The organism is Halopelagius fulvigenes (assembly GCF_042662625.1).
GTDB lineage: Archaea > Halobacteriota > Halobacteria > Halobacteriales > Haloferacaceae > Halopelagius > Halopelagius fulvigenes.
Window position 1 is genome coordinate 20835 of the sequence record NZ_JBHSXH010000005.1, and the last position, 11725, is coordinate 32559.

Genomic DNA, 11725 nt, shown 5'->3' on the forward strand with positions numbered 1-11725 from the left:
ACCCTCGCGGTCGTCACCGCTTACTTGGAAGACCTCTGCACCTCTGACGCCCGTGTACGCGAGCACGTGGACGAACGCCCGCTCTTGGACCGCTTGCGTCGCGTCGAGGCCGTCTTCCTTGATGGCCTCGCACGCTCGCTCGTTCGTGTACTCGACCAGCTGACGGCGGACGTCCGGGGTCCAGAACTGCTGAGTGCGGTCTTGGTCGTCGCGAGGTAGGGGCTCGCGGGCGCGGTCCGTCGTTGCCGGGTTCCGCGAGAGAACGCCGTCGCGGACGCAGAATCCAAGGAACCCAGAGATGACGTTGTAGTACATCTGCGCCGTCGAGGCCGCGATGCCGTCAGCTTCGACGCGTTGGTTCAGTCGGTCGGCGTACCGTCGGATGATCTGTCCGCCGTCGCGTTCGAGGTCCTCGAAAGAGTTGAGGTCGCGGCGCCGCAGCCACGTCTCGAACTGTCCAAGTACAGTCTCGGCGGTGTCGCGGTATTGTTTGGAGTCACCGCTGGAGCGGAGGTAGCGGCCGACAGTCTCGGTGAACTCGGTCGTATCGTCGACGCTCACCGTCGGCCTCCTGTGTCAAGATGGGCATTTCGGGAGTTGTAACCCTGGGATTTCGTGGATGGCATCGGTTCCGATGAGGGTACTGCGTCGACCCCCTTGAATCTACTTACGTGTATGCGCCTACACGAAAGTGACCCCGGAAATTCATATTCACCCTCTATAGCCTCTCTTCTCCACTGTATCGAGACTTCAGGGTATTACATCTCAGTAATGAATCATATGTCGCTATACATAAAACGTCCGGTTGGAAGTTGAGACTACACCTCGTATTGAGAACCTCTAATGCGTGGTACCGGACAAAATGTGGAAGATGAACCGCCACTCTGAGCGGCGAATTACTCTAACCTTTAACTGGTCGCGCTACACAGGGTAGGAGGACTATTAGTCATCGCCGGGCAAACGTTAAAACGAGACGGCAGCCTATCTTATTACTGTCTGCTCCTTTAACTGCGTGAGGGCACATTTGTCGTCACCACGGGTAACCAACCACACTCGTCAGTTTACTCCACTTGGACAAGCAGATCAACTGCCTCACCATCGAATAGAGCAGTCGCACAAACGCAAAATAGAAGAATCACAGCACGAAATTCTTCAATATTGTTAACCGCCCGATCTGTTTTATTCCGTCGTGCGTCTTCCATCTTGAGCGGGGTGATATAGAACCGAACATGTCATCAACCGCTATCGGATCTTCTGAGGCTACACTTCGAGTTCTTATAGGAACTCGTGACGAACTCGACGAGAACGCAAATTAGACAGGTATTTTATATCACTACCCGAGAATTGCTACTGCCCTGCTCTACAGTTATCACTGGTCCGAGAGCAGCCATGCCGTCGAACGCTTCGTTCTCGCCACCACGGGTGGGAATCGGTTACCAAGAGTCCTGCCCGAGGTGGTCGTTCAGCGTCGGTCGCTAACGTGTAATATTGGCGTGGATGACCATCGTTGAGGGCGGCCCAAGAGTGTCTGGTAGTCAGAGATCAAAATAGAAACCATACCGTTCGTCCCCACCTATAAGAAACATTTTACTTCACTCTGGCAAACGAATAGTTTGGGTACAAATTAATATAAATAAAAATACCAAAAGATAGGATAACTATTCCGGAGGTGATTATCACGTATGATTGCGTCTTAGTTTGTGATCTCTGGAACCCATAATATATTACAAATGCTCCGAGAAGTGGAGATAGCAAAGGAAAGAGGGCAGAGACTATGAAGCTAGAGAGTACTACAAATGTAGTGTAAAATAGATTACTATGTTTGAGGTATGATAGTCTCTTTAGATCCATAAATATGGCTATGCACTCTCGAAATATAAGGTTTTCTCAGACTAGTCGAAGTTGGAGTTCGCAGTGTCAGTACCGTCCGCTTGTCCTCTGATCTCAATCATTGGTTCATCAGAAGCTACACAACCTATTTGGAATGGGCAAAATTTGAATCGTCCTTGTTTATTCGCTATGAAGTATGTATTACGATTATCTACATTACCACTTGCACCCTCATAACTCCAGTAGGGACTGTTGGTCTGGCCTATGGGCGTCGAACTAATGTTCCTGACTTTTGACCCATTATAGTCCCAGATACATCGATGGGCAAATCGCCAAAGATTCTTCCCAGCTGCATCTCTCGTAGTAACCTCATAAACCGCTTTCTGGGTTCTGTAGCCTATTGAACTGATACTGACGACTGGCTCAGATTGGATTAATTTAACCTCAACGTCATGCGGTTGTAGTCCCTCAATTACAGCTTGCTGTTGTTCTTTATTAAGCTCATTCTCGAAGATCGAACGTTGTTCGTCAACTGAGAAGTCCGAAAGTTGAGTGAGGAAATTTATAACTTCTGATTCATTGTTTGGATTGAAATCAGTGTTAATGGTTTCATCCGATTTCTTCTTATTGGAGGATGCAGCAGCGGAAGTCCCAATGAACGTTGAACCAATTGCTGTAGCGCCAGTAAGTTTGAGTACCGATCTACGGGATTTCTTTTTGTTATCCATAGCTTGCACGCCTTGAAGGGCAATTAGAGTGACATGTGAAGATGTATTAAATATTCCTAAAAAGGAAATACCTTCCTCTACTACTATTATATACTAATGAAATACTGGGTCATCGAGGACCTTCGAGAATATACATATAGGGCTTCGTTCATAGAATTGTGATATTTTAAACTTCTAGACCACCTATTAGACAAAGATAACAATATTTATTCATTGCTTGGCAGATCTTGATACATGATGGTGCGTCCTAGCAATAACTTGTTTTTCACTACGGACCGAATACAACCAGCTGCTATAATCAACTGTTGCCCGTCTTCTGCCGGACCATTACATCAATAGTCTTGTAACACAAGAATTCTCTCAGGATGTAACTGTATTCCATCTATACTGGAATTGGGGAAAAATCGAAATTCAACTAAGTATACGTGAATAAGAATTCATTTTGGGTGTAGTGAGTGATTAAAGATTTGTCATCGCCCTAGAGCACTAGTAACTGGAAATACTCGCACGAATCAGGCGTCCACCTCTGTAACTGTTATCTATGTATCGTTTGTCTCCGGCTCCCTCCCTCATTCTGTTACATACAAACAATTGTCTATTGATTAGTACCGTTTGAATAGGGTCGTCCTAGCGCCTATCGTATACCTCCTGTCAGCTCTCGCTGGATATCCAATCCTCTCTCAACTCGGAGCGAATAATGAATGGGCACCCAATGTTCTCGTCCATATCGTAAGACGTTCGTGAATGGGAGGTTATTTTTCGAACGGATTGAGTCCCACTACTTTGCGTTCTCTGCCAGATCCGTCTGGGGATTGAACATTCTGCACATTAATCCAAGTACTTCTGTAGCCAGTGATGTGCAATTAATTCATTCCCCTAACTTGCTATATCTCGTATTATTTGAATATGGACCAAAACAAATGACTTTTTTCACCGTCATCACTGTACGCTAACTATGTCAATTCTCAAAATTAAAGATTATTCGAAATAATGTGCAAGAGGTTTTCTTGCTCAGATGTTCGGTCTGTATACTCTACTTTGTACGATCGTTGGTGGTGAACGAAATTCTATGAAAAATGCCCGGTAAAATGCTCCTATCTGCTCCATGGGTTCTTCCTTCTTCCACGATCTCCTTTGAGTTGCGAGCTGACTGAGTCCAGTTGAAGCTTTCAATAGGACCGGAATTAGGCGAGTAGAATCTAAATTGGATATTATTATTTGCACATCACTCATGGAGCACGCCGGTTTATCGACCTTCTCATCGATTCCATCGAAGATATCTCCACAAAGGATCTACTCCGCTATTGACCAAGTGAAGGATGCAAGGTTCAGCGCGGTACCAATATCGGCTCTGGAGCAGTTCTGCAGAAGTCCAGTTTAGTATCTCTGAGTTGTGATTCAAGAATTCCACTCCGCAGCAGTAGTCAAGTTTAACGAGGAAGGTGCGGCTGCATGAACGGTCGCCGATGTCGACTGGTATCACATGTTCACTGATACGGATCTGCCTCAAAAGGAGTAGTAAATTTTCCCTCGTAGATCATTCGGCGTTTCCCGCCTGTCTGGTGTCTCAACAACTCTCCCAGCAAAGAGAGATCTCAGAGACTGCCGAACTTACTGTTCGTATCCACGTTGCTCCGTCATGAACCGCTATATTTTCGGTAGTGGAAGAATATCGAACGGTAATGCTAGAAATTCTGGATTCCTTGAAGCTGTTTTTCGAGACGTCGCTCCAGCAGTCTGATGACGGGTATACGATCAAATCCCTCAAGAGTCCATTGAGAATGGATCCTTAGATCCAGAACAGACATACCGCATTGCAGTTATCGAACAGGCAGCGACTGAACAACCTTCTGAACCACTAGAGATCTCCAAAGCGGAGCAGCCAACTAAAACTCGCTCCCAAGAGACAACGAGATACGAGCCGTAGATGGAACAGTATGCAGCGGCGTCCACTAAATCTCCCTCTCCAGTACCGCCAGTTGAGGAAGGTGAGACACGAACGGTAAGCATCGACTCTCTTGGTGAGGAGGGGGACGGTATCGCGAGGGTAGAGAACGGGTCTACTGTAACCGTCTTCTGTGGATTCAACAGAGCAGAAGAGTGCGTTTCGACCGCTCAGTGTCGTCGTCACCGTCGAAAACGAGCCCCGCGGCCGATCGCGGGGATCCGAACGGATGGCGGTCGCGGTGATAGGCACTATATACTAATGTGTATGTATTTCAAAATGAAGTGTGTAATGACATTACCGCGTACCGCCCTTCAGTTGTACACTGTTCGATCGCATCCCGATTCGCTTCCTGATCTCGTTCGTCGCGTCGCAGCGAGCGGATACGACGGCGTGGAGTTCGCCCATCGGTTTCAGCGGGAACCGCCTGAAGACATCGCCGCTGCACTCGACGAGACCAGGCTCGTACCGGTCGCGGTACACGCAGACCTCTCGACTATTGAAGACGCTCTCGCCGGTGAAGCCGACCTGTTGGAGCGTTGTGCGACCGTCGGCTGTGACCGACTCATCGTCGCCCATCCCGACTCGACACACTTTCACACCCGCGAGTCCGTTCGCGCGCTCGCAGACCGATTGAACGACGTGGCGACGGCTCTAGACGAACGGGGACTGGAACTTGGGGTACATAACGACCGGCGTTGGTTGTGTCCGTTGCTGCCGGGCGGCGTCGAGACACTCATCGACGTGACGCCGATACCGAACAGAGCGGCCGACTATATCCAGGAGGCGGGGCGGCGACTTTTAGCCCGAAACACGGGGCCCGTTCCTCGCAATACTCCGCTCTGGCATCTCATCCGGGGGACGGATCCCGATGCCATCTGGTTCGAGCTTGAGGTAGCCGAGCTTCACGCCGGCGGCGTTGCGCCGACCGAGGCGCTGTCGTTGCTCGACGGCCGAGTAGAGATGCTCCATCTCCGCGACGTGACTCCGGGGTCCGGACTCGACGACTATAAAAACGTACCACATGGTGACGGCGTCGTGGATATGAAACGTAGATTCGAGGCTGCGGGCGACGCCGACGTCAAATGGGTCGTTTACGAGAACGAACTGGACACGCCCCCCGAGGAGAAAATCGACGCCGGTAGACGATTCTTCGATCGGATGCTCGGAGAGCGGGCCGAAACGACCGAGCCGGTTCACCACACAGGAGCGCCTTAACCGTGACAGAGTATTTAAAGTCATAGTGACGTGGCCGAGGCGAATTGGCTTCTCAATTGGCTGCATCGATCGCAACCTACTTGCGTACCGCCAGGACGTCGCAGCTGAAGACATCGACGCTCGTGAGGGTGAATAGCCTGACACATATTTAACCAACAAAACTATGCTATTGGCATTCTTTGTTGGTTAATACGGGTCGAGTTACCATGTCATACGAACCACCGGCACCTCCACAGGAACTTCTCACAGACGTCGTCGACACACTCGACGATTACTCACCCAAACTCCTTCGAGACGTCGCCAGATACACCGAGGAACTCGCTGAACACCGTGAGCGAGAGGAACGGCTAGCGGATAACGAAGAGAACGAGGGGGTCAAGGAGCGACCAGAGAATCTTCCGGATGACGTTCCCTCGAAGGCGACGATTACGGTGAAGGAGATTAACGATAACCGCTATTACTACTGGCAGTGGCGAGATGGAGAAAAAATACATTCAAAATACAAAGGTCCAGTCGATTCGGAGAACTAATCCTCGTTTAGGTCGATCAGGCGAGGAGACGCCGGTAACTGCGCGTCCTGAAAGTCGTCAGTTCCACCAGACATTGAATGTCAGAATAGACCTGCTGCTCACCACCGAGCAAATGCCGAAACGATACGGCGATCTATCCTATCTCTATCTGCTTCTACAACAGCGTGAGGACGCTATTGACCGTTACCCCTGGGGATCGGTCGTATTCACCCGTCAACTCGACTTGCACGAGGAGATCAACCGCTCTCTAGATTGAGTACAACAGGTATGTAAACGCGAAATAGAAGAACGCAGTACGAGGTTCTTTGACGTCGTCGCGGCCATCGATCGCTTGATACTCTTGTAGCTGCTCTCGACCACTCAACGATGTCGATACTGTTCGATTGCCCCAGAGTGGCCGTTCGTCATGAACACGACGTACTGACCGTAATCAGTCCGCTGTGAGTTCTCCTTTCGGTCGTACTCCATCATCGTCGACAGCCACTCGTCTTCCCTAAATACAAACCAGGTCAATGACGTAGCGATCTTTCCGTGTTTCAGTACTTGCTTTGCTTGGGCTTTCTCGCTCGGGTACATTCGCTTCGGAACCATGTACACCAGCCTTCGATCATCTACGGCTTTTAGGACGTGCTGGCTGTCGAACTCGCGGTCCAGGAGAACGTTGTCGATACGAACAACCTTCTGTGCTGAATCCAGCAAGTCCTCAACCATTTCAGTCTAGGAGTCACCCCTGCGGACTGGGCCAAACGTCGAGTACTAACGGAACAGCGTTACTGCCAGCTAGACAATCGCCCACTAGTAAGCGTATTCGTTCGTTTTCTCCTTCGTTCGGATAATCTCGTCTTCGTGGCCTGTCCGATCGCCGGTGAACGGATCTGCTTCGGTTGTGTCGATAGCAATGAAAAGGTACACGATTATGGTACTGGCTGGTTCTCTGGAATATAGCATCTGAATGAGTTATCGTGACTTCATGTCAGAAATGCTTTTAATACTACTCGTCGACAAACTGGATGTCGGCGCCTCCAGCGTTCCGTTTCACACTATCGATACCACGTTCCACACCCTGTTTCGACTGATAGCCTTCGCCGCTGTCCGCGATGATCTTCCCATTCGGCGCGACGAGCCGCCACCGCCACTCTGCCGCTGAATCCTGGAATACTTCGAACGTCGCCATGCTTGACCAGTGGCCTATCTCCTACTTACATTCTCGTACTCATCGAACTACCATCCCATCGTCAATCCCCATTCAGTCGCGCATCATCGATGCAGCCGCAATTCTCAAGCTGAACGATCTTGACTAATCGTTAAGTAAAGAGGTTCTATTTAGCATGGGGTGAGGGCTTCCTAAATTGGTATATACAACTTAGGGAGTAGTGATGTTCAAGCCCTGGAAGGAGTGGGCGGAAGTGTACGTGCTGTATTTGGTCTTTCGGGGGAGGTAAACGCCTCTAGGTGAGCATGAACGTAGCTGAGAATGGCCATTCTCAGTAGCAGGCCGTGTTCTTTTCCATGGCAGAGCCCTTCCCCTAATAGGTCATCACGCCTGTTCTAAATAATGATTGATCAGCGACACGCCGTACTCGGTATTGGACTACTCGTGTTGGTCAGTGCTGGTGGGGCCTCCGTTGTCGGGGCAGCTCCCGCCGACGTCAACCAGTGGGACTGACCCTGGGAGGACGACGATGGTGACGAGTGGAGCGACGACGTCAATCTAAGTGTAGTATCGGTCAATAGTCCCGAAGCCTTCAACACCGCGGCCAACGAGACGAATGCCACGCCGGTCGGACTCGAACTTGACTCCGAGGACGGTACACTGGTCTACGATGTCCTGACGGTAGGTACGGACAACGTCACCACTGTGACGATCGACGCAACGAATGGGACGGTCTTGGAGACGAGCGTCGAAGACGATGAGGATGAATTCGAGGACCTGCGGGCGCTTAACCTGCGCGAGCTGCGGTCGGCTACCGATGCGGTCGCCATCGCGCAGAACGAAACTGCCGGCACCGTCACGGAGGTTGAGCTCAGGACCGACGAGGGGCTCCCCATCTATGAAGTTGAAGTCGTAGCCGATGATGGCACGGAGACCACTGTGTACGTCGCTGCGACCGAGGGACCGGTCCTCGGGATCCACACCGAGGGCAACGGGAACGAGTCGGACGGCTGAGAACGGCCAGAGCTCTTCCGTTCTTCCTCAGGTCTTACCAGGTACTGCCATGTTGAATCTACAGCAGTAGTTTACACGGCCATCTGACCGACCGATACAGGCCAGTGTCTTAACGGGATTGTAGTTGATATATTCCGGTGTGAATCTATTCGGAGGTGACCGCGGTATCGGGGTGGTCGAGGTGCTTCACGGCTGGGCATCAGAACCCGTTCTCGTAGTCTTCGCTCTCTTAACCCAGCTTGGCGATGTTTGGTTTCTCTTCCTGTTGGGTGGTCTTCTGTACGTCGCCGGCGATCAGTTCCCGCGGTGGGGGATCGATCGGCGGCGTGGCCTGTTCGTTCTTGGTCTCCTACTCACGTACGTGGCTCTTATTGGAGTGCTCAAGAATTTCTTCCTGCTCCCTCGGCCTCCCGGTGCGGGTGATCCACCAATCATAGTGTGGCTTCCAGCCGTCTTCCAGGGCGTGTTAGCTTCAATCGCAACTGGGTCGGGCCCCGGATTTCCGAGTGGCCACGCCTTCGGGAGTACTCTGGTATGGGGTGGGTTCGCACTCGTCGTCTTCGAAGACGAATTATCGCCGGGATGGCTCGGAGTCGCAGCTATCGTTGGTCTCGTCTCGCTCTCACGACTCATCTTGGGCGTCCACTACCTGGTTGATGTTGTGGTCGGAGTTGCTCTCGGAGTGATAGTACTGGGTGTGCTCTACGTGATCGCCGATCGAGGTACTGCCCCTGCTCGAGTGCTCCTTGTCGCGGTCGGCGCCGGCGCCCTAGGACTCATCCAGGGAGCCACCTTCGAGAGCGTGGCCGCACTCGGAAGTGGGGTTGGAGGGTGGCTCATCTGGCGTGGCATCGCCGATTCAACACCCGCTCAGCCGTCAAATCGCCGAGAGGCAGCTGCTGGATTCGTTGTATTCGGATTGGCAGGCGGCTTCTTCGCGCTGGTGTATGCTGTCGAACCACCACTACTGGCTACGTTTTTCGGCTCCGCGATCGCCGTCAGTGGGGCCGTTGTCGCCCCTCTGGCCGGTGAGAAACTCCTTGATTGGTAAGTGCGTGACTACGTGGCTGGGAGGTGGCCAGAGTAGTCGTATCCATGTTTGATTCGACGATCCGTTAGAGAGGATATCGAGGAGTCTAAAGCGACTCTATACAGGTTCAGTGAGGCTCACATCGTACACACGAAAACGGCTAAGTACGTTGGCTCACAATGTACACATAATGAGCACCGACAAAAAGCGCGTGCAGTTTCGAGCACCCAATCGGCTTATTGACCGGGCCGACGCACTCGCTACAGTGCTCGGGGAAGACCGAACAAACGTCCTCGTGACTGCGCTTCGAGAGTACCTCCAAGATGCCGCTCACGATGATGCACTCACTCAAGAGATCGCTGCTGCCTACTATGACGACGAAATCTCCTTCGAGCAGCTCAAAGCACTCGTCGGCGCTGAAGAGGCAGCGAACCTCCGGGTGTTGAAACAACAGTTGGATGAAGACTTTGTCGACGAAGTCGCCGAGCTATAGATGGCAGGGTTGGTCGCAGATACATCCGCACTCGTGAGTTTGGGTATCGTCTCGGACTTCGATCTTGATCCACTCTCGCTCTGTCTGGAGGGCTATGACGTGTTCGTTCCAGACGAGGTAATTGAGGAACTCCAAGAGATCGCCTCGTACGATGATCAGCATGGAGAAGCTGCAACTGCAGTCCTTGGTCGAACTGCCGAACTCACGGTCCAATCAGTCAATCTCGATGCCGAGTTCCCACTCGATGATGGTGAGAACGCAGCTGTCACCCTTGCAAACGAGATCGGCGCCACACTCTTTCTCTGTGATGAATTCAATCGTCTTGGGTTGATCCACGCCTCACTAGCCAATACACGACTTGTAACGACGCCGACACTCCTCTCAGTGTTTGTTCGAACAGGCCGATTGACGGTCGACGAGGCACGCATCCTCCTTGATGGGATCAGTACCGCTCGAAGCTGGGATGCGAACAGCTACGTCCAGCGAGCGCGCTCGTTGCTTGATAACTCCTGATCTATTCTCTTCTTCGAGCTAGGTACAGGTGATTCGATGAAGGCCCTCGGCCGCTCGGCATCCTGGAGTGGAAAAACAGATTGAGATAGCCCAGTTACAGATCGTTGGATGGCGATGTTAGCTCACTGTACAAATTCTTGAGTTAGATCAGATGTGGTCACATGCTGAACGGACCCAGACTGATTGCTGTTAACATCGATTCCATCAGTACAGAGAATGCCAGTGACATCAACCTCTCCTGCATGAGCATCTTGCAGGTATTGGGCATTCTCTCGGACAAACTTGAGATACTCAATCAGCTCTCGAAGCCCACTTGAGAACGTACATATCGCACTCACGTGCACGAAAACGGTCACTTAGTAGATTGTTCAGAGGATCTATTCATCAGGTTGGGAGGTGAGGGTTCTGAGTCGCCAAGTGAAGATGGCCCGCAGCACCACGACGAGGCTGTTGTACTCGCCCGTCCCCCAGATGCCCGTCTCGTGGATTCTGTCCGTCGCGTCCTGGCCGAGGAAGACACTCACGAGAGCGGTTCGCTTGTCGGTGATGAGCAGACTTCCGGCTCCCTCATCGGACCACGCCCACAGCGTCTCGAAGAGTTCAACCGCGGGAACCCGCTCTTGGATCTGGACCTGAACGGGCTCGGAAATCCCCGCGAGATAGATGTCGACGCCACGCTCTTCAGCCGCCTTCAGGTGGTCGAGGTGGTCGTCGGTGAGGAGTTCGTCGACGGTCATGTAGATGAGTTCATCTTCCGCGTCGTTGATGAATTCGAGGAGCCGAATGGTGACAGCTTCGTGACCGGTGACCGTCCACACCCCGAATTCCTCGGGCGGTCGAGTGGCGGGTTCGAGGTGTTCGAACAGTTCACTCAACTCCGTAATGGTGTTCTCGCGTTGGAGGTTGAGTTTGCGGAGGGCGCTCTCTCGTGACACCGGCGTGAATTTCTTGGGCGACGTGTGTTGTATATCGACCAGTCCAGCCTCGTGAAGGGCGTCAACCGCGTCGTAGACGCGGGTGCGGGGCACATCGCCGACCTCTGCGACGTCCTTTGCGGTGCCAACCCCGAGTCGAAGGAGATAGACGAACGTGTAGGCTTCGTACTCGGTGAAGCCGAACTCTTTGAGCAAACTGGCACACTCGTATTCGAGTTGTTCGGTCGTCTTTCCCGCCATATTGGCTCGTAGGAGGTAGCACCGGAAAAGGGGAGGGGGTAGTTTACCTCTGGTGGTTTCCGCTGCCGCGCTAGCCGGTTAGTGCGTCGTAGATTC

At 52.1% G+C, this 11725-nt stretch carries 9 protein-coding genes and 4 pseudogenes; 8 read left to right on the forward strand and 5 right to left on the reverse strand.

Features of this window, described 5'->3' with window-relative positions; all coding sequences use genetic code 11:
• Positions 1-561: pseudogene (locus tag ACFQEV_RS01910) on the reverse strand (tyrosine-type recombinase/integrase); the annotation flags it as partial.
• A 1331-nt stretch (positions 562-1892) separates the two neighbouring features.
• Complete coding sequence (locus tag ACFQEV_RS01915; RefSeq protein WP_379692237.1) at positions 1893-2558, reverse strand: hypothetical protein; 666 nt, start codon at positions 2556-2558, stop codon at positions 1893-1895.
• Between the two features lie 1927 nt (positions 2559-4485).
• Here ACFQEV_RS01915 and ACFQEV_RS01920 point away from each other — a divergent pair.
• The 3 genes and pseudogenes from ACFQEV_RS01920 to ACFQEV_RS01930 all read left to right on the forward strand — a co-directional run.
• Positions 4486-4620: pseudogene (locus ACFQEV_RS01920) on the forward strand (TRAM domain-containing protein); the annotation flags it as partial.
• 201 nt (positions 4621-4821) lie between these two features.
• Positions 4822-5721, forward strand: a complete 900-nt coding sequence (locus ACFQEV_RS01925) for a sugar phosphate isomerase/epimerase family protein (protein ID WP_379692324.1) — start codon at positions 4822-4824, stop codon at positions 5719-5721.
• 206 nt (positions 5722-5927) lie between these two features.
• A complete protein-coding gene (locus ACFQEV_RS01930; RefSeq protein WP_379692239.1) occupies positions 5928-6251 on the forward strand; it encodes a DUF6788 family protein in 324 nt (107 codons plus the stop codon).
• Positions 6252-6405: 154 nt separating this feature from the next.
• Here the strand turns inward: ACFQEV_RS01930 and ACFQEV_RS01935 are convergent.
• A pseudogene (locus ACFQEV_RS01935) lies at positions 6406-7151 on the reverse strand (transposase); the annotation flags it as partial.
• A gap of 91 nt (positions 7152-7242) precedes the next feature.
• The gene (locus ACFQEV_RS01940) at positions 7243-7425 is read right to left on the reverse strand and encodes an HVO_2922 family protein (RefSeq protein WP_379692241.1); all 183 of its coding nucleotides are present in this window, start codon (positions 7423-7425) and stop codon (positions 7243-7245) included.
• A gap of 588 nt (positions 7426-8013) precedes the next feature.
• Between ACFQEV_RS01940 and ACFQEV_RS01945 the strand changes: the two are divergent.
• The 5 genes and pseudogenes from ACFQEV_RS01945 to ACFQEV_RS01965 all read left to right on the forward strand — a co-directional run.
• Positions 8014-8136 (forward strand): annotated as a pseudogene (locus tag ACFQEV_RS01945) (PepSY domain-containing protein); the annotation flags it as partial.
• Complete coding sequence (locus ACFQEV_RS01950) at positions 8110-8418, forward strand: PepSY domain-containing protein (protein WP_379692325.1); 309 nt, start codon at positions 8110-8112, stop codon at positions 8416-8418. The pseudogene ACFQEV_RS01945 and the gene ACFQEV_RS01950, both read left to right, overlap by 27 nt.
• 124 nt (positions 8419-8542) lie before the next feature.
• Positions 8543-9469, forward strand: coding sequence for a phosphatase PAP2 family protein (locus ACFQEV_RS01955; RefSeq protein WP_379692243.1), 927 nt, complete (start codon positions 8543-8545; stop codon positions 9467-9469).
• A gap of 169 nt (positions 9470-9638) precedes the next feature.
• Positions 9639-9941 (forward strand): hypothetical protein, encoded by a 303-nt coding sequence (locus ACFQEV_RS01960; protein WP_379692245.1) that lies wholly within the window; start codon positions 9639-9641, stop codon positions 9939-9941.
• Positions 9942-10454 carry a PIN domain-containing protein gene (locus tag ACFQEV_RS01965; protein WP_379692247.1) on the forward strand — a complete coding sequence of 171 codons (513 nt, stop codon included), beginning with the start codon at positions 9942-9944 and terminating at the stop codon, positions 10452-10454. It begins immediately after the preceding gene.
• A 377-nt stretch (positions 10455-10831) separates the two neighbouring features.
• Here the strand turns inward: ACFQEV_RS01965 and ACFQEV_RS01970 are convergent, their stop codons facing one another.
• A complete protein-coding gene (locus ACFQEV_RS01970) occupies positions 10832-11629 on the reverse strand; it encodes a TrmB family transcriptional regulator (RefSeq protein WP_379692249.1) in 798 nt (265 codons plus the stop codon).
• Positions 11630-11725: the final 96 nt, after the last annotated feature.

Bases quoted from the DNA above. Each gene is read 5' to 3' on its own strand.
- ACFQEV_RS01960 (WP_379692245.1), top strand. From the start codon at position 9,639: ATGAGCACCGACAAAAAGCGCGTGCAGTTTCGAGCACCCAATCGGCTT.
- ACFQEV_RS01965 (WP_379692247.1), top strand. From the start codon at position 9,942: ATGGCAGGGTTGGTCGCAGATACATCCGCACTCGTGAGTTTGGGTATC.
- ACFQEV_RS01970 (WP_379692249.1), bottom strand. From the start codon at position 11,629: ATGGCGGGAAAGACGACCGAACAACTCGAATACGAGTGTGCCAGTTTG.
- ACFQEV_RS01930 (WP_379692239.1), top strand. From the start codon at position 5,928: ATGTCATACGAACCACCGGCACCTCCACAGGAACTTCTCACAGACGTC.
- ACFQEV_RS01940 (WP_379692241.1), bottom strand. From the start codon at position 7,425: ATGGCGACGTTCGAAGTATTCCAGGATTCAGCGGCAGAGTGGCGGTGG.
- ACFQEV_RS01915 (WP_379692237.1), bottom strand. From the start codon at position 2,558: ATGGATAACAAAAAGAAATCCCGTAGATCGGTACTCAAACTTACTGGC.